The organism is Hufsiella arboris, assembly GCF_009834875.1.
Lineage (GTDB): Bacteria > Bacteroidota > Bacteroidia > Sphingobacteriales > Sphingobacteriaceae > Hufsiella_A > Hufsiella_A arboris.
In genome coordinates this window covers 24,842-43,095 of the sequence record NZ_WVHT01000015.1, presented here as the reverse complement: position 1 = coordinate 43,095, position 18,254 = coordinate 24,842, and the positions used below count along the sequence as shown (strand labels likewise).

At 43.8% G+C, this 18,254-nt stretch carries 13 protein-coding genes; 6 read left to right on the top strand and 7 right to left on the bottom strand.

From position 1 onward, the window contains the following. Positions 1-461: 461 nt before the first annotated feature. Positions 462-1,292: a hypothetical protein gene (locus GS399_RS19855; RefSeq protein ID WP_160846404.1), complete on the bottom strand. Its 831-nt coding sequence runs from the start codon at positions 1,290-1,292 to the stop codon at positions 462-464. A 268-nt stretch (positions 1,293-1,560) separates the two neighbouring features. On the opposite strand from GS399_RS19855, the gene GS399_RS19850 reads away from it, so the two are divergent. After that, complete coding sequence (locus tag GS399_RS19850) at positions 1,561-2,379, top strand: helix-turn-helix domain-containing protein (protein ID WP_160846403.1); 819 nt, start codon at positions 1,561-1,563, stop codon at positions 2,377-2,379. Between the two features lie 8 nt (positions 2,380-2,387). Here GS399_RS19850 and GS399_RS19845 read toward each other — a convergent pair whose 3' ends face one another. The 3 genes from GS399_RS19845 to GS399_RS19835 form a co-directional block, all read right to left on the bottom strand. Then, complete coding sequence (locus GS399_RS19845; protein ID WP_202409530.1) at positions 2,388-2,837, bottom strand: YybH family protein; 450 nt, start codon at positions 2,835-2,837, stop codon at positions 2,388-2,390. Positions 2,838-3,518: 681 nt separating this feature from the next. After that, positions 3,519-9,299 carry a CheR family methyltransferase gene (locus GS399_RS19840; RefSeq protein ID WP_160846402.1) on the bottom strand — a complete coding sequence of 1,927 codons (5,781 nt, stop codon included), beginning with the start codon at positions 9,297-9,299 and terminating at the stop codon, positions 3,519-3,521. A gap of 81 nt (positions 9,300-9,380) precedes the next feature. After that, positions 9,381-10,412: a chemotaxis protein CheB gene (locus GS399_RS19835; protein WP_160846401.1), complete on the bottom strand. Its 1,032-nt coding sequence runs from the start codon at positions 10,410-10,412 to the stop codon at positions 9,381-9,383. Positions 10,413-11,389: 977 nt separating this feature from the next. Here GS399_RS19835 and GS399_RS21155 point away from each other — a divergent pair. Together GS399_RS21155 and GS399_RS19825 are read left to right on the top strand one after the other, a co-directional pair. Further along, entirely contained in the window at positions 11,390-11,584 is a 195-nt protein-coding gene (locus GS399_RS21155) for a phosphoenolpyruvate carboxykinase (ATP) (RefSeq protein WP_160846417.1), read from the top strand. A 97-nt stretch (positions 11,585-11,681) separates the two neighbouring features. Next, entirely contained in the window at positions 11,682-12,875 is a 1,194-nt protein-coding gene (locus GS399_RS19825) for a neutral zinc metallopeptidase (protein ID WP_160846400.1), read from the top strand. 170 nt (positions 12,876-13,045) lie between these two features. On the opposite strand, the gene GS399_RS19820 is transcribed toward GS399_RS19825, so the two are convergent. Next, the gene (locus GS399_RS19820) at positions 13,046-13,339 is read right to left on the bottom strand and encodes a hypothetical protein (protein ID WP_160846399.1); all 294 of its coding nucleotides are present in this window, start codon (positions 13,337-13,339) and stop codon (positions 13,046-13,048) included. A 403-nt stretch (positions 13,340-13,742) separates the two neighbouring features. Here GS399_RS19820 and GS399_RS19815 point away from each other — a divergent pair, with 403 nt between their 5' ends. Continuing rightward, the gene (locus tag GS399_RS19815) at positions 13,743-14,237 is read left to right on the top strand and encodes a hypothetical protein (protein ID WP_160846398.1); all 495 of its coding nucleotides are present in this window, start codon (positions 13,743-13,745) and stop codon (positions 14,235-14,237) included. Between the two features lie 160 nt (positions 14,238-14,397). Here the strand turns inward: GS399_RS19815 and GS399_RS19810 are convergent, their stop codons facing one another. Continuing rightward, a complete protein-coding gene (locus GS399_RS19810) occupies positions 14,398-14,952 on the bottom strand; it encodes a YciE/YciF ferroxidase family protein (protein WP_160846397.1) in 555 nt (184 codons plus the stop codon). A gap of 288 nt (positions 14,953-15,240) precedes the next feature. Continuing rightward, positions 15,241-16,185 carry a manganese catalase family protein gene (locus GS399_RS19805; RefSeq protein ID WP_160846396.1) on the bottom strand — a complete coding sequence of 315 codons (945 nt, stop codon included), beginning with the start codon at positions 16,183-16,185 and terminating at the stop codon, positions 15,241-15,243. Positions 16,186-16,363: 178 nt separating this feature from the next. Between GS399_RS19805 and GS399_RS19800 the strand changes: the two genes are divergently transcribed. Together GS399_RS19800 and GS399_RS19795 are read left to right on the top strand one after the other, a co-directional pair. After that, positions 16,364-16,747, top strand: a complete 384-nt coding sequence (locus GS399_RS19800; protein WP_160846395.1) for a DoxX family protein — start codon at positions 16,364-16,366, stop codon at positions 16,745-16,747. 352 nt (positions 16,748-17,099) lie between these two features. Further along, on the top strand, positions 17,100-18,254 hold the full coding sequence (locus GS399_RS19795; protein WP_160846394.1) for a zinc-dependent alcohol dehydrogenase: 1,155 nt from the start codon (positions 17,100-17,102) through the stop codon (positions 18,252-18,254).

Below are 18,254 nucleotides of genomic sequence, written 5' to 3'. Positions count from 1 at the left end.
GGTATATTAAAGCTGTAAGAAGTTTTTCGATCTATATTCCCAGTCATATTTGTTCACATTCAGATAGGAGAGCGCAAATCAGAAAGTGTATTTACTAAAATAATATCGATTAAGCTTTTTCCTGTGTTGGACCTAATTTTATAAATGGTTTGTTTCCATACAAGCAAAATTATAAGAAGCGAAAAAACTCGGCAACGTATTAATACTCGTTATTCCAGTATCAACTACCTGTTTTGCAGCGAAGTAACTAATTAGAGCCAATGACAGCGAATGGGATATAATAAATGCACGTAACGGTTACATTCAATACTACGTGGCTTCCGGATGGAAAATCACTGGCGGACAGGAAGAGCGTCAGGCGAAGCCTCTCCCAGCTTTGAAATGATTAATTGCTAAGTTATATTAACTTATCTGCACGAACAAAAATATTAACGTTTGAACACAGTTGGAGTGGAGCGTTTTCACTGCGCAAATACAAATATCAGCACCGAACGGATACCAAAAGCCGGGCGGACAGCATCGGGCCCGGCCAGCGGGATGCGCGGACCGACAGCTAACTGGACAGGCTGTTTGCCGATCTTGGTGATACCGGAAATAACGGGGTTCAGGAATAAAGTAATGGTATGGCCCTCCCAATTCTGCGTTAATTCCATATTCCCGCCCAGGGCCGCCCCGCTTTTAAAGCTATGGGAAAAAAAAGGTTGCACAAAAAGCTGGTTTACATCCTGCCTGTCTTTATCGCCGGCCACACTCCATAATTGATTGGCCAGGAAGCCGACTGTATTTCCCTTGCCCTGTTTTAAAACCAACGCAGTAGGCCCTACGCCGAATTTTTTCGTACCCAGGTACTCACTGGTCGCTGTAGGAATGAGCAGTGCAGGCCCGAATCCCCAGATGAAGCCGTTTTTAGGATGTGAAGAAGAAAAGAATCCGCTGATCGTTGCATCAGCAAGGCCCGTTTCATGAGTACCGGGACCCAGCACATCCTGCTGGGTAATGAATGGCAGCACAAGCCGGGTGATCAAGTTCAGATTTTTACTTAGGGTAATAGGAATAACGGGCTGAAAATTCAGCGTATTTTTCGAACCATTATAATCGCCTATCCCCCAGTCGGTATTGTTTTGAAAAGGTACGCTGATCATGCTTGCTACCGGGTTAGATAACTTATCAGCCAGAGCTTGAGCGCTTTGTTTCTCTGTATTCACACTGCCGGTGGTATCCTGTTGTGCACAGCTATAATAAGGGCGGGCTATTAACGACAAAAAAACAAGCCTTAGTAAAAATTTAAGCATACAGAACGGATTAATAAACACTGATTATCTGTATAAAATTACCCGATCGTGTGAGCGGAAAAGAAGTATTGACGCCTAACTCTGTTCCAGTTTACAAAGTGAAACCAAAAAAGACCGATCGCTCATGCGAACAAGCGCTGTTCAATTCATTCACGCGTGTAATTTATGAAGGCTTTGGCTATCTAAAGGATAATTAAACTATCAACGCTTATGCAATGCCTGACCGGTTTACTTCACTTACCTGGATTGTATTAAAACCAACGAAACGATGATTTTCTCTCCTGTTTCCATTCTGCGGCCATACATTAAAAGCTATACGGTTATCACTATCGAAAAGGATCTTGAGAATGAAGTTTTCTACCCCAGCGGCTACATTGATTTCGTAGTAAATATTGCGGGAGGTTCGGCAGCTACCATTATCAACGGCGAGAGAAAAGATACGCCACAAATTGAATTGCTCGGTCATCTTACCGTCCCTACAAAATTGATGGCGGCGAAAAACACCAGGATTCTCATCGCAAGAATTTATCCGTATGCAGCATCTTTATTTTTCAACAATCCTGTTGCTGATTTTACAAACTACGCCACAAATCTGCACGATGTTTTCGGCCAGGAGATTCGTGATTTTAATGAGCAGTTATTGATGACCTCCGGCGTTCATGAACAAATCAATGTGATGGACAATTATTTCATATCGAAATTGAAAGCAAACGAAAAAAAGCTGCAGAAAATATTGCTGATGCGACAACTCTGCAGCCGTATTTGTGCTGACTATGAAAGCTTTGATATGCCTGCATTTTCTAATGATTTTGGTATGTCAGAACGAAAGATCCAAAACCTGTTTTTGAATCATGTCGGCCTGAATCCTGCAGGTTTTTTCTCGGTAAACCGGTTTAATAAAAGCCTTGATCTGGTGCTTGGCTCGCAACTTTCGCTTACCTTTGTTTCTTATGAATGTGGCTATTATGACCAGGCGCATTTTATAAAAGATTTTAAAAAATTCACCGGCATCACGCCATCAGAAGCAAGGCTTTCACTGGTAAAAAACGGGCAGGATTTTCAGCAAGCTGTTAACATTGGTTTTTAATAATCGGCTTAACTTTTCGCCTTGTTATTACTGCTAAACATGTCGCGGTACATTTTCCAGCCGGCGCTGGTTTTTTTCCAGATCACGATTACTTTTCCGTCGTCAATCTTTTTACCGCTCATATCTGCCATCTCGTAAAAACTTTCTTCCGTTACAAAACTTTTCGGATCACCGTACAAATGTTGTATCGTGAATTTGACATGCACTTTCGGGCCGCCTTTAAAAAACGCAAGCATGTTCTTTCCTCCGCAAATCGGTGCCATATTCGGTGGATATAAGCAGGCGTCATCTGTATACCGTGTCAAAATGGAACCATCGTTTTTGTTAGCGAGATCGGCGTAAATGGCATTGCTGGCTTCAATTACTTTTCTTACTTCCGCAAACTGGTTGTTGTTTGATTGTGCATGTGCTATACAAGCTATTGTCAGCAGCACCATTGAGATGATTATTCTTTTCATTGTTTTCTTTTCTACAAAAAGAATGATCCGTGAGCCGGTAAAATTGTAAAATTCCGCATAATTAAATTTTTATGCCCGGCAGGCTATTACCTTGGTCTATGTCGTCACAGACCGACATTTACAAAACATCCTGCAGTCAGATAAAAGCTTTACTCTTTCATTTGAGAGGATATAAACCGGGGCGAGATTCTTTTAAGGCTCCGCCAAAGGTTGTTAATTTGCATTAATTATTTGAAAACGAATGGCAGAAGCTCTTTTCAATTGAAGTCCTGCTGTTTGTTACAAGTTTTTTGCGAATGCAATTACTTGCCGTAAGCTGCTGCCTCAAAAAAGCTTTTCACGTCCATCAGGTTTATTGCCGAGCGGTTTGTTTCCATCGAAACTGATTAAATCGGCGCAATGGAAAGCAGTATCCACCACCTCGGCCTGTGTCATCACAGACCGAACTTATAAAACATCCTTCGGTCGGATTAAAAGCGTTACTATTCCGTTTTGTGGAGACACAAACCGGGGGCGACGGGAAGCAGTATACGATACGAAATTACGTACTTCAACAGGCTGGCTCAAGTTTTTATTTTTTGGAGCGCTAACCTCCGAAGATTGACGATAGCTGATTAAGCCTTATCGAAAGCTTAATAAACGATTGATCTATTTATACGGTTTAACCATTTGTATTCCATCTTATTCTCTCTTTGGCATAGGTATAAATACGCGGATATCGGTTCCTTTGCCCGTAGCTGAACTGATCGTTACTTCTCCGTTCAGCAGCTTAATCTTGCTGCGAATAGATGACAGGCCGATACCCGGCTTATGGTTCCGGCTATTTTCCATACCTTGTCCGTTATCTGAGACCTGTATAAAAACCTTTTCCTGTTCTATTACGATTTCAACCGCGGCTTCTGTCGCATGAGCGTGTTTGACCATATTGGTAATCAGTTCCTGCACAGTTCGGTATACCGCCAGTTCAAGATACTTTTCCAGGCGCCCTTTAAGTCCCCTGATTGTGCAGGTTAAGTGCAGGCTGCCTGATAATTGATGGCATATATCGTCTATGGCACTTTGAAGGCCGAATTCTTCCAGCGTTGTCGGCATCAATTCATGTGATACACGGCGGGTTTCCGCGATCGAATCAGTAAGCAGTTTGTTCGTGTACGTTTTAGCCTTTCCAAACTCTTGCCATGACATGTCTTGACTGAGTCCCGACAGAGATATCTTAACGCCATATAATATCTGCCCGATACCGTTATGCAGGCTCTCAGAAATACGTCTTCGTTCCTCTTCCTGTACATTAAGTGTTTCGCGGAAAATTTCTAATTGCAGCTCCGACTCCATTTTTCTCAATTTTTCTTCCGCGGCACGTGTAGCGGTGACATCCATATCTACACCAAGCACTCGCACGGGATGGCCCTCTTCATTCTTCAGCACCGCGGCTTTTATTTTTACGACCTTAACTGTACCCTCAACTTCAATTTTTAAGGTTTCATCAAATTCAGCGTCGCCATGTTTAATATGGCTGATGATACGAGCTGCCGTGTCATAGCAATCGGGCGTTGCATATTGTATATAGATATCGGGACTGACCTCTATTCCTTTCGGAACGTTGAACAAGCGGTACATACCGTCAGACCAGATAAAGTTGTCTGTTAAAAGGTCATAGTCCCAACTACCGGTAGCGGCAAGTTCTTCAGATTGTTGCAACAATACGTAATTTCGAAAACGCTCTTCTTCCGATCGTTTTTGTTCAGTGATATCCAAATTCGTGCTTACAAGGATATCTTCGCCTTTAACGAACATAGTGGAATACCAACGGTCAATACCTTCAAAATTATAATGATATTCCGTTTTTCCCGGCTCGCCGGTCTCTATGGTTTTAACCATCAGGTCGAAAAGGCCAATCTGCCTGATACCGGGATACAGTTGGCTATATAATTTTCCGACAAGATCACTGTGGGTGGAAGAACGTTCAATCTTTTTATTGACCATCACAATCCTGAAGTCTGTAATCGTTCCTTTCTTATCTCTTACCGGTACAAACACAGAAATACCGATCAATGTGGTATCGTAAATGGTTTGTAATAATGAATAGTTTTCTTTCAATTCATTTGTGCGTTCGGCTACTTCCCGCGTCAGTTGATTCCGGTATTTTTCTTCGGATTTCCGCAATGCTTCTTCCGCCCAGGCACGTTCAATGCGCGTCCATATACGCGATGTCAATTCGCGCAGCAATTCAATTTCATCGCCAGCCCAATCACGTGCCACCGCATCATAAATCCCCAGGGTAAACCGCCATTGACCGTCTTTGATAATCGGGACATTTACAAAAGAAACTACCTTAAAAATGTCTTCCACCTGGCGACCGTGAACAAGCGAACTATGATGAACATTACTTACAACAATTGTTTCTCCGGCGCGGCTTTTCTGGCGATACTCTTCATTAATAAATTGCGAGATCGGCATTTCTCCAACAAGGTTCGAAAACTGTGAACGGCACCAGTCACGGACAATAATTACCTTGTCTTCAGCTTCTACAATTTCAGCAAAAACACATCGCGAAAGATTGAAATAATAACCGATTTTAACACCGAGTGTGTCCATCGTTTCGTCAATATCCGTGAGGCGCACGAGGTCCTGGCTTACTTCGGCCAGGAAAGCGAGGTTCGCTTCGCGGCGTTTGCGCTCCGTAATGTCATTAAACAAAACACCTATCCTTCTCTGTTTCGGCTCATCTATTGGGAATGCATAAACGCTCCACCAGCGACTACGGGAATTAGAAAGATATTCAAACCGATCTGCCTTCCTGTTTTTAGCTACACCGCCGTAGGCATTAAACCAAAAGGCATCCTGCTCCGGATCGATATCTTTAATCCATTTGCCTGCAGCGTCTTTAATTCCTGTCTGGTACTCAAACGAAGGGCTGACTTCGATAAATTGGTAATCAATCGGTTTGTCATTTTCATCATATTTAACTGTTATGGTACAAAAACCCTGGTCTATCGATTGAAAAAGCTCAAGGTATTTTTTAGTTGCACGTTGAGCCAGTTCATCTTTTATGCTAAGCAGTTCATGCTCGGATTTTTTTTGTTTGGTGATATCCTGGAGTGTACCATGCACCCGGACCACATTGCCGGCGTCATCGCCTAAGCTTTCAAAACGGTGAGCGACCCATTTCTCACCGCCATTATTGAGCCGGATACGGTGCTGTAGCTCATAATGTCCCGGCGTAACAAACGATGCTTCTTTTATAGCCAGCACAGCGGGCAGATCTTCAGACGGAATCAGACTGTCGGTAAATTTTATTGTAATGAGTCTGCTCTGCGGTTCCAGGCCGACAATGCGATACATCTCGTCGCTCCAGCTTACATATTCCTCGTCAAAATTCCATTCAAATGAGCCAATGGCGCCAATGCTTTGAGCCTCTTTAAGACGCAAATTGTTTTGAGCTATATTTTGTTCAGCCTTTTTTATTTCTGAGATATCTCTTGCTACAGACAGTACCGTTTCAACTTCGCCTTCAGCATTTTTTTCAGGAGTTAGGCGCGAATAGAACCAGGTTTCTCCTTCCTGCGTTTGAAAAAAATTAAAATGCTCTACTGTTTCACCGGTTTCGAAAACTTTACGTAAACTCTTCATAAAGGGCAGGGCTATTTCATCCGGCTGTCCCATTTCGATGTTCGTTTTGCCCAGGAGGTTTATGTTGGTAAGGCCGGTTTTGGGGTCAAACGCAGTATTAGCAAACACCAGTTTCAGCTCTCTGTCCCACCGTGTGATCATATCAGGTGTATTCTCTACAAGGGTTGAATATTGTTCCCGACTTTCTTTCAGCTCGGCAGTACGTATCTCAACGTCTTGCTCTAGTTGAATGCGATATTTTTCTTGCGATTGCCTCAAGGCTTCTTCCGATTCTCTTCGCTTAGTAATGTCAAAAAAAGTGATTACCACGCCGTTAATATGGTCTTCAGATGTACGATAAGGCAGAAGCCGCATCAGAAAAAAACGGTTATCGCTGGTTGTTACTTCGCGCTCTATGATGGTGAGCTTCTCCAGCACGGCTTCTGCATCTTGTAACAACCCATCGTACTGCAGCTTATTGGTAATATCGGTAACAGGCCGGCCGTAGTCACTGGCTTTTAGATTAAAAATATCGAGAACTGTCGGCGTAAACAGGCGTATTGCAAAACCGCGGTCAAGGAAAATGGTACCTACGTTGGCTGAGTTAACAAGATTTTGAAGGTTGTTGCTGGCAATAGTTGTTTCATCAATCTTCACCTTCAGTTCCTGGTTCACAGTGCGCAGTTCTTCGTTGATAGACTGCAATTCTTCCTTGCTCGTTTCCAGTTCTTCTGCTGCCGAACGAAGTTCTTCGTTCATAGCCTGCAACTCTTCGTTTGACGCTTTCAGTTCTTCGGCCTGGTATTCGTACTGCTCTGTCGAATTGCGGAGTTGGGTTTTCAGGCCGATGAGTTCTTCCTCCAGCTGCCTGGCCACGGGTTCATCGGATGCCAACCTGATGGTAGCGCCTTCTTGCGAGGCTTCCTGCGCAGGTTTAAAAATAACAAGGATAAATCCCTTTGGAGTTTTGCCATCTTCCAGAACGGGGCGAACCTGGATGTCCAGGGATTGGTGCTCACCATTCACCAACAGTTTAATATTACGGGCTTCCACAGCTGTATTATTTTGCACCGCCTGGTAGAGCGCAGAACGCAGCTCCAATCTTATTTGCGGGCGGATAAGTTTCAGGAGGTTTTGTGTGGGCTCTCCTCCCGCAAATTCAAAATATTTCCCCGCCCTTTCTGTCATGTGCACAATCTCGTATTCTTCATTTACCACTACCGAGGGCGGAGCGTATTGCTCCAGCATTTTTTGGTGAAGCTCTCCAAATGAAATGCGCTGTCCACGGCCCTCACTTTCTTCCGGTCTTTGTAAAAGGTCGGCTTTGGGGTAATGAAACTGGGGAACCGATTCAGGCACGGGGTAACTGCGGCGAGTAACCTCCCGGGACTGGAAGATATGGTTATCACGGCTATAGACGGAATAAAGGTCGCTGGCGCCATCCACGGACTCTGAAGTGCCCAGGAAAAGAAAACCCTTTGGCCTTAAGGCAAAATGAAAAGTTTCTATTACTCGATCCTGTGCCGTGGTGTTCAGATAGATGAATACGTTGCGGCAGCTAACCAGGTCAAGCTTTGAAAAAGGCGGGTCTTTTAAAAAATTATGCTGTGCAAAAAGGATCATTTCCCTGATCTCCCTTTGCACCCGGTAGCCATCGCCGTCACGGTTAAAAAAGCGCCGCAGCCTGTCGGGAGATACATCGGCGGCATCATTTAGCGTGTAAAACCCTTCCCGGGCCGTAGCAATGACCGACTCGTCAATATCAGTGGCAAAGATCTGCACTTTTGGAGCATCAATGATACCAGCTGCCTGCTCAGCACAGACCATGGCCATAGAATAGGCCTCTTCACCGGTGGCGCAACCGGCTACCCAGATCCGAACCTGCTCTGCAGATGTTTTCCCTGCAAAGATGGCCGGCATTACATCGTGCTCAATGCCGTTAAAAGGCTTGTTATCCCGGAAAAAATTCGTTACTGAAATTAGCAGGTCTTTCAACAGAGCATGAGTTTCACCAGGATGTTCATGCAAAAACGCCGCATACGAAGGCAGGTCGGGTAGGTTATTTACGTTTATCCGCCGCTCAATACGACGCAAAATTGTCGAACGTTTGTAATTTGAAAAATCATGGCCGGTACGTGCTTTAAGTTGGGTGAATATTTCGCGAAGCGCCTGCTGCTGAGTCTCAGGACGTTTTTGAGCTTCTTCAATGATTTCTACGGTACCCATGCTGTCGCGATAGGCAATGATGCGGGCAGGGATGCTTGCAACGTTCAGCACTTCATCCACTAAATCAGTAGCAATGGCGTTGCGCGGCATTTCGTTAAACTCCGCTTCACGGGGATTTTGTACGAAGGTTGCTCCGCCTCGCTCTTTTGTACGTTTTAAACCCATAGAGCCATTGGCACCGGTACCCGATAAGATTACATTGATAGCTCGTGGACCGTGCTGATCCGCCAGTGTGCGAAAAAAAATGTCTACCGGCGCCCGGCGCTCTTCTATCTGCAGGTTGGGCAGTACAGCGATGTAACCATCTTCGATCACCAAGTGGCGGTCTGGCGGCACAACATAGATATGGTCAGGCTCAATAACAATTTTTTCTGTAACCTGCGCTACAGGTATTTTGGTTTCATGTTGCAGAACGCGGGCTAACTGGCTGTCGTGATCTGGTGAAAGATGCAAGATGACCACATAGGCTATATACGAGTCTTCGGGTACCTGCTGAAAAAATTGCTGCAAGGCTTGTATACCTCCGGCGGATGCCCCGATACCTACGATAAGAAAGTCTTTTGGCTTTTTCTGTAACTGTTCGGTTGGCGTTAGTTTGCCTTTGGATTTAGCACCCTGCTTTTTCATGGTATTAAGTAACAAAGATAATTCGGGTTATTAAAAAATGATGTGATATGCATTATAATAATGTTTAAAGAACACAAACTGTTACGACTCCTTTTCAGCATCTTTTAATAATTTATCCTTGCTTAACTGTTCATGACTTCGTACTGCTTTACGTACCAGGTTCGAACGTTCGAGAGCTTCTTTTGCATTTTTAAAATAAACGGCAGCCAGTTTCGGTTGATTGGCCTCAGCATAATTATCGCCAATGTGATTCAGCAGTAAGATATTTTCATCCATCCCCCGTATAGCGCTGTATAAACTATCTTCAATTTTTTCGCTAAGTGCTACCATCAGCGTATCTGCAGAATAAGCATGACCAGTGTGGCAGCGGAAACGGCTAAGATTTCCATCCATTATTACCGATAACACTCCGTGACATTCGGGGCAGGTATACGGTGACAATACACCTAGTTTCAAAGCGCCTTTTAGTAAGGCATTTTCTTCGGCCGCAATGTCAATCTCTATTCGTGTTCTTTCATCTCTCATAACCTCTGTATTTCTTAACACCTCTTCTGATGACAATTTAACTAACAAGCCTGCTATGCCGGCGACAGGAACGCAATAATCAACGTTTACCTCACGCAAGGCATTCTCAGGCATTGAAGGCACATCTGCATCAGCCGGTTCCTGCACGATGGCAATGCCGCCGCTGAACTTGATGCGCCACAGTCCTGCAGTTCCATCATCGAGGGCCCCTGATAAGATTATTCCTATTACCCGGTTGCCGTAAGTATATGCTGCAGAACGAAACAAGGGATCAATAGCAGGTCGAAAGCGGTTTTCTTTAGGTCCGCGTGTCACACTCACCTGTCCTTCTTCAATTAATAAATGGCGGTCGGGCGGAGCAATATAAATATGATTCGGCTTAATAGGCTCTTTGTCATAAGCATGCGCTGCCTCAATTGTTCCCAGCTTGTTCAACACGTTGGGCAACAAACCCTCAATATCCGGACTCATGTGCCAAACGATAAAAACAGACGCATCCATATCGGCAGGCAGGTCCCGGACTATTTTCTTAATCGCTTCAAAACCACCAGTGGAGGCACCTATCACAATAATATTTCTCTTTTCCATAAACGTAAAATCAGATAGTGCTTGGTTATGAGAAAGGTGTAGATGCAGTTGGCTTATAATATCAAGGTTTGATAATAACCCCCTTGTTAAGCTAGCCCCATGTTTTATAGCGCTTGGATAACGTCATTAGAAATAAGGATTTTACGAATTAAATGTTTACACTTTTTAACGCTGGGGTGCAATAAGAAAGTAATATTGAATGAATAGCGAGGGCAAAAGAATGCCGGTCGTAAAGAGCTAAAAACTATCTCATCCTGCATTTTCCAAAGGTTGCCTTATTTAATCACGTTTCGCGATCAACCTGCGGGTTAATTAAAGCAAAAACCCTGCAAATTATCATTTGCAGGGCCAAAACCTCACACCCAATACCGTTATAAATCGGCATAAATCATTGTGTCTGCTTAGGAATATTTTCTTTTTCCCATGCACGCACTTTTGTTCTTGCGGCGTCGTAAATAATTTCCTTTTCTTATTTTTTCACTCGTAACGGGATCGAGAGCTTTCCATGAGCGGAAACCACCCAAGGGATCAAGTTATTTGTGAACAGGTTTATGTAGTCATTTGCTTCTTTTTATTCCCAAATTGAAGCACAAAATTTAAGTTATCAGATAAAAACGGGCGACAATTATGTTGCAAATTCAAATGTGCAACACGAATGCAGGAGAATGTGAATCCGATCTTTTCTAGCGATCCAAACCGGCCATTCTTGATAATATAGGAGGGATTTTTGTGAATAAAACCGGTTCGCCGATTGTTAAAGACAATATCACCAGGAAAACAATCTGTTGTTCCAAAGGAAAACTTCAACAGGATTTCACAAAAATGACCGACTACCTGGTAAAGACGCCATTTTTTTGTGCGTGATGCGTTTGCTTCGGCCGATATGAGCTGCAGACTGTCATTTCGCGTATTTACAGAATTCGCTTACCAGGATCTTTCCTCCTGTAATTTGTTTGCCCGCCCGGAAGAACATGTAACTGAAATTCGGGCTTAGACTATTATCGCTTTGCCAGATTAAGGCCGACGCCGAAGACGACAAAACCCGGCAGTCGAATTTTTCAATTATTAATTTTTTTAGTAAAATTATTCTGATCGGCGGAACGGGTTACACAGGGGAAATAAATGAGGCTGTATTTCCGGCGCTTAACTTTTTGCTCGATCCCAGGCAATGAGATTTAAGTCCTTATTGTTAGCAATTTAATCTGAAAGCATTTCTTGCTGAACATAAATTATTGCTAACTTAAACTACTTTTTACCAATCCTTTAATTATGAAAAACTCAAAACTTTTGGCAGTAACTATCGCCGCGTTTCTTCTATTTTCAACCGGCTGTAAGAAAGATGTAAACTTTGAAAGCAGCGATTTGTCAAACGACCTGCTGATGTCAAAAAAAACTACGGCACCAAAGCCACAGCAGGTTTCTCCGGATTTACAGCAAAAGCTTAACAAGCTGGTCTCTGACAGCAGGCTCGAACTAAAGCCGAATGCGCGTATTCCAGCGCTTAATGAACCCATATACCGTGATATTATTCGCAAGGCCTTAGCTGTTGAACCAACGCAGTGTGACGCCAACACGCCGATAAACCTGTGGCTGGACCAACAGCTTGCTGATTGGAATGGAACCGTTATCAGCTATGCAATTAATACCGCGATGCTGGACTTACCTAACTATGATGCGCTGTTGTTTGAAAACAGTTCAGCAAATCAATATTTCGGATTAAAGGGTGAATACACCCAACGAATAAACAAAACGTTTAAAGATTTAAAACGTTTCTGGAACATCCAAACCAACGGAATCGTGTTGACGGCGATGCACGGAAACATGCTTACCGACAGAAATAAACTGATCAGAACCTATACAGCAGCCTATGGCTTAGGCACGGAAGACGCTGAATATTACGCGGACCTGGTTTTGGCATTACTTGACGCATTTTCGCAGTACAGGAACGGCGATCATCCGATTTTTACCTTTAACGCTTTTGCTGTGAAGGGATTTAACTTCCCACCTTACGGCGTTATTCCGGACAAAATTATTATGGGCGATGGTATCCTGGAAGCGTTCGATGCTATCGGCTATGGCGATGTTGCTCCCCAGGCTATACTGGCACATGAATTCGGACATCATATTCAATATCAGCTGAATTTATTTACTGATGTAAACAGCCCTGAAGCGACCCGCCGAACAGAATTAATGGCTGATGCCTACTCGGCATATTACTTATCTCATGCCCGAGGCGCATCCATGCAATGGAAAAGAGTTAAGCTATTTTTACAAGTGTTTTTTAATATCGGCGATTGTTCATTCAACAGTACCGGCCACCACGGAACGCCTGCCCAGCGGATGGCTGCGGCTGAGTGGGGCTATAACGTAGCCAATAACGCCCAGAAACAAGGTCATATTCTAAGTGCGCAGGAATTTACCACACTGTTTGAAGCGCAATTACCGGTTCTGGTAAGTTTATAAGTAGGCTTATTATGCAGGGTTTCCACAGTGCTCTTAACTGCATTTACAGGTAATCATTGCAATTCTAAGTTTCCAACAGGGTAGAATACAAAAAGGAGCTGTCTAACGACAGCTCCTTTCACCAGTTTCAGAAAGCTTTATTTGTTTACTGGTTGTTCCTGGTAATAATATTATTCAAGCGGGCCTTCGCCATCCTCTGTTTCGTCCTCTGTCACCAAATCTTCGTCGTCATCGGTAAGATCATCATCGTCCGAGTTCACTATTTCGGCATCATCAGTATCATCATCATCTAAGTCATCGCTCTCTTCCAGGTCGTCGTCTTCGTTCAGGTCATCTTCTTCCGGATCAGGATCAACCGAATAATCATCCTCATGTCCGAATGCCGTGTTTGTGGTTTGATAGGAATTGGAATTCTCCTGACTTTCGGCTCCTTGAGCAAGTAAGTCGTTCTCGTTTAAAATCATAAATAGCTTTTATCTGGCAACAGAACTAACCCTATTATGTTTATAAAGCGACCCCGGGAAAGCATTTTCTTTTTTCCACGATCGTTAACATCATTTGATTTTCATGGAAGATCAGTCAACCCTCCTTTCACCGGCTTGTGTCCTGTATAAAACTTGTTACGGGGATAAGTAGTAAATACAAAAGAGATCGGTAAAAGCAACTCAGGTATGTGAAGGTTTTTCAATAAAGTGATAATCAGATATACCTCGACAACTGGCCAATTAAAATGAATGAAATAACTACACTATTTCGGGTATAACCTACACTTATTTTGCTAAAAATCAAAAAGTTACGCTTTCCGGCGATTCAGGCGATGGACTGATTATTGATTATATACTGTATCTATCTATTAATAATCAAATCATGTTAAAAAACAAAATTAAAGCTGCGCTATGCGCCTTTACTGTGACAACTCTTGCGTTTGCCGGCTGTGCCTCCGGTCAAAACTATGATACTCCCGCTGATACGGTTAAACTGAATAAAGAATACAGCGAATTAACTTCAGACATAAAGGACTTAAACGCCAAATTAGTCACCGCTCAAAACAAAACATCCGGGTATCAGTCCAAGGAATCTTCCAGCGCCAGGGATGCCATGTCTGCCGCACAGGAAAGCAAGGAAACGGCGTCGACAGCAACGAATGGCAACGTAAGTGATTCGAAAAAAGCGATGAGACAAGCAAAGAAAGCAAATAATAAAGCTAATGAAGCTGAAGATGCAGCAGATGATCAAAAAGAGAATAGCAAAGACATCACTGATCTGAATAAAAAAATCGAAAAGAAAAAAGAGCGGTTATCAAACCTGGATAAGCAAAAAGCCGCTATTATGGCCCAGGTTGCCTCTCCTACCGATAATTAATCCGTATCAATAAATCAAAGAGTGTGGGTGGCGCCATACTCTTATAACTGTGTTTAAGCCTGGACCAATTAGTAATTGATAAAAGTCTAAAGCAAAACTACCTGTAATAATAAAAGCCGCTGTTTGACAGCGGCTTTTAAACAAAATAGTCGGTTAAACCTTATTCTGCTGCAGCTTCCTGGTTAACGAAGCTTTCAGCAACCTGTGTTAAAGCCACATCGGTTTCTTTCTCGTTATCCAATGTTTGCTGAAGCAACTCCTGTACGTCTGTATGACCCATGTTCTGAGCAAAGGTGCGCAGTGTGCCGTAGGTTGCAATTTCATAATGCTCAACTTTCTGAGCCGCCAGGATCAATCCTGCATCACGAATCATTGTATCAGAATCGGTATCCTCGATGATTCCCTCTGCTTCTTCCAGTAAGCCGGCCATTGCGTCACATTTTTTTGCAGCTGGTTTTTCTTCCAACAGAGCGAACACTTGTTCAAGCGTATCGATGTGTGTTTGAGTTTCCTGCGTGTGCTTGTCAAATGCGGCAGCGAGTTCGGCGCTGGTTGCAGCTTTCTTCATTTTAGGAAGTGCTTTCACCAGGTGTTTTTCAGCCCAGTAAATATCTTTTAATTCGTCAACAAAGAATTTATGAAATTCCGAATTGTCCATCTTTCCTGTTAAACCGCTCGGTTTAGTTGCAGGTGTTGTTTTTTTAGGCGTCGCCATAGTAGATTAAATTTATTTGTATGAGTAATAGAAAATATGATGCCAGAAATAAAAAAGACTTCTAATGAAGCTATTTGCGGTTCTTAATTAAAAACGCCTGTTAAACAGGACATTTAGAAAAACCAACCGGCCTGATTGCCGGATGATTCACACTTACTTAACCGAATTAAATTGCGGCGCAAAATCTGATGCATTATAACCGTGGCATTTTTTCCGGATAAGGTACCCGGAGGTTGCTGCAGGGATAAGGAAATAAAACCGGGCTAACATTTGTCAACCCGGTCGATGTTACAGAACTTTTGATTGGTATTTACTCCACTGAGCAATGCCTTCAGGTTCGGAGTTTTTAACTTCTTCACTTTTCAAAACGCTCATCTTTCCGTTTAACTCTTCGGTTTCTTCAAGCTTTCTTTCCATATCGTTATCCCGGACAGTTAAGCCTTCTGTTTCCTGAACGTGTGCAACTGGGTCCGAAATGTATTCCCAGTTCTTTCCCATGCCCGGCATTTCGCCTTCATTCCATGGCCCGCGAATGTTTTCGCCGTTTGACATGTTAAAATATTGCTGCGTAAACCTTGGATCGGCCTGAAGTACGGCCGGCGGGAAGTTTGGTTGAATAGAATCCAATGCGGCTTCAAACATTTTATAATGAGCAACCTCACGCGTCATGAGGAATGACAGTGATTCTTTGACATAAGGATCATCTGTAAATTTCATTAAATGCTCATACACAATTTTCGCCCGCGATTCGGACGCCAGGTTGCTTCTTAAGTCGACCGTAAGGTCGCCATTCGAGTGAATGTACGAAGCGCACCATGGAATACCCTGGCTGTTACTCAGCCTCGGGCCGCCTGCACTCAGGGTTACAAAATGCGGGTTGGACGCCAGCGCATCATGAATGATGTTTTCCTTAGCGGCCTTCCCGTTCATAACCTGCATAATTTCCGACTGGTCGGCGGCGTCTTTTAATTCTCCGTTTACTCCTTTTAAGAGCATTTGAATAGTTGCCCCGACAATTTCAAGGTGACTGAATTCTTCTGTTGCGATATCCATAAGCATATCGTATTTTTCGGGATGTGGCATTTTAGCGCCAAAAGCCTGTGTGAAATACTGCATGGCAGCTGCCAGCTCTCCGTTTTCTCCGCCAAATTGCTCTAATAATAAATTGGCAAATGCTGGATCGGGACGAGACACACGGGCGTTAAACTGTAAGTCTTTTACGTGGTGGAACATGTTTTTCTGATTTAATAGGTAAATTGTAGGGAAGGGTATTTATACAACCTTGAGCATAACTTTAAGTTTTAATTATTTAACAATAAGTTAGATACGAATGTGGCATTACCTGTGTTGACAACAACTCCCAGACCTACGGAATAGTATTTGTACTATCGTCGGTCATAGGTTTTAAGTTATGAAAGAAGAAAATATAAAAAACGCAGCCCGGATCTTGTTAGGTGCAGGCTTAATATTTGCAGGCATAAGCCATCTTACATCTAAACGCAAAGAATTTCAAGCCCAGGTCCCGGACTGGGTTCCTTTAAAAAAAGATGATACTGTCATTTATTCGGGAATCGCTGAAATCGGACTTGGAAGTGCCCTTGTTTTTGCTAATAAAAAACATAAAAAGCAAATCGGTAAAATTGCTGCTGCTTTTTTTGTCGCTGTTTTTCCAGGAAACGTCTCGCAGTTTATCAATAAAAGGAATGCCTTTGGTCTTGATTCTGATAAAAAAAGATTTCTGCGATTGCTTTTTCAACCGGCTCTTGTGTATTGGGCAGTTAAGAGTACCGACTAGTTACGGTGATTGGCGGAGTGTCGCCGGAAGGCACTAATTAGCATCCTCTCAACATACAACGTCGACACAATCAGCGCTGTCGACTGTTATGAACGACAATAGGCCTGGTACCGGTGAAACTTCCGTTGTTCTATCGCCGGAGGGAGTGTTGGTTTCGTAAAAGATTTCGGCAGGGTCCCGTCAGGCTATCCTGTCGGATTCACAAAAGTATGCTCAGCTATCCGCTTCCGGCGTTTTTTGATACAAACTTAACCTGCCGGTATTTCACGCATCTTAACGTGTATTCTACCTGTTTTTGTATCTGCTGAAACTCCTTCGGCTGGTTCGCAGTTAAGTTTAAAACATCTCACCTATGTTAGCTATGAATTATCGCGGGCCTTACCGGATCCGCACCGTAGAAAAACCAATGCCAGAGATGCTGCATCCTGAAGATGCGATCGTACGGGTAACGCGCAGCTGTATCTGCGGGTCAGACCTGCACCTGTACCACGGCATGGTACCTGATACACGTATTGGTTCAACTTTCGGCCATGAGTTTACAGGCATTGTTGAAGAAGTCGGTCCAATGGTGCAAAACCTGAAAGTGGGCGATCACGTGCTTATACCTTTTAACGTTGCCTGCGGAAAATGCAATTTTTGTAAGCAAGGGCTGTATGGCAACTGCCATGAATCCAACCCGATGGCCACTGCCGTAGGTGCTATCTTCGGCTACTCGCATACCGCCGGTGGTTTTGATGGCGGGCAGGCCGAATATGTGCGGGTACCGTTTGCTGACGTCGGCCCAACCGTTATTCCGCCGGATATGGACCCGGACGATGCCGTGTTATTAACTGACGTTGTGCCGACAGGCTACCAGGCCGCCGAGATGGGCGGCATCAAGGAAGGCGACACCGTAGTGGTGTTCGGAGCCGGCCCCATTGGTATTATGGCAGCACGCTGTGCCTGGTTTTTCGGTCCATCGCGGGTAATCATTATAGACCATGTCGATTATCGCTTAGAATTTGCAAAAAACTACGCAAAATGCGAGGCATACAACTTCAAGTCACTGGAAGACCCGGTACTGTTCCTGAAGAAAACAACTGATTGGTATGGTGCAGATGTTTGTATCGACTGCGTTGGCTGTGAAGCTGAAGGCAATACCTTACAAACCTTTAGCGGCCGGGTATTGCTATTGCAGGCAGGAGCGGCAACTGCATTACAATGGGCCATTAACTCGGTAAAAAAAGGCGGCATTGTTTCAATTGTGGGGGTATACGGCCCGCCGTTTAACCTCTTAGCCATCGGTAACGTGGTAAATAAGGGAATTACTATTCGCGCTAACCAGGCTTCAGTAAAAAGGTTGCTGCCAAAACTGATCGACCATGTACAGTCCGGCCGATTGAAGCCACGCGAGCTGATCACTCACCGTGTTCCGCTTGAAGAGGTTTCAGACGCGTACCGCCTGTTCTCATCCAAATTGGACAATTGTATTAAAGCCGTATTAATTCCGCCATCTGCTAAAGTTTAA

Excerpts from the sequence above, each read along its gene's own strand:
- GS399_RS19855 (WP_160846404.1), bottom strand. The coding sequence starts at position 1,292 with ATGCTTAAATTTTTACTAAGGCTTGTTTTTTTGTCGTTAATAGCCCGC.
- GS399_RS19850 (WP_160846403.1), top strand. The coding sequence starts at position 1,561 with ATGATTTTCTCTCCTGTTTCCATTCTGCGGCCATACATTAAAAGCTAT.
- GS399_RS19845 (WP_202409530.1), bottom strand. The coding sequence starts at position 2,837 with ATGAAAAGAATAATCATCTCAATGGTGCTGCTGACAATAGCTTGTATA.
- GS399_RS19840 (WP_160846402.1), bottom strand. The coding sequence starts at position 9,299 with ATGAAAAAGCAGGGTGCTAAATCCAAAGGCAAACTAACGCCAACCGAA.
- GS399_RS19835 (WP_160846401.1), bottom strand. The coding sequence starts at position 10,412 with ATGGAAAAGAGAAATATTATTGTGATAGGTGCCTCCACTGGTGGTTTT.
- GS399_RS19825 (WP_160846400.1), top strand. The coding sequence starts at position 11,682 with ATGAAAAACTCAAAACTTTTGGCAGTAACTATCGCCGCGTTTCTTCTA.
- GS399_RS19820 (WP_160846399.1), bottom strand. The coding sequence starts at position 13,339 with ATGATTTTAAACGAGAACGACTTACTTGCTCAAGGAGCCGAAAGTCAG.
- GS399_RS19815 (WP_160846398.1), top strand. The coding sequence starts at position 13,743 with ATGTTAAAAAACAAAATTAAAGCTGCGCTATGCGCCTTTACTGTGACA.
- GS399_RS19810 (WP_160846397.1), bottom strand. The coding sequence starts at position 14,952 with ATGGCGACGCCTAAAAAAACAACACCTGCAACTAAACCGAGCGGTTTA.
- GS399_RS19805 (WP_160846396.1), bottom strand. The coding sequence starts at position 16,185 with ATGTTCCACCACGTAAAAGACTTACAGTTTAACGCCCGTGTGTCTCGT.
- GS399_RS19800 (WP_160846395.1), top strand. The coding sequence starts at position 16,364 with ATGAAAGAAGAAAATATAAAAAACGCAGCCCGGATCTTGTTAGGTGCA.
- GS399_RS19795 (WP_160846394.1), top strand. The coding sequence starts at position 17,100 with ATGTTAGCTATGAATTATCGCGGGCCTTACCGGATCCGCACCGTAGAA.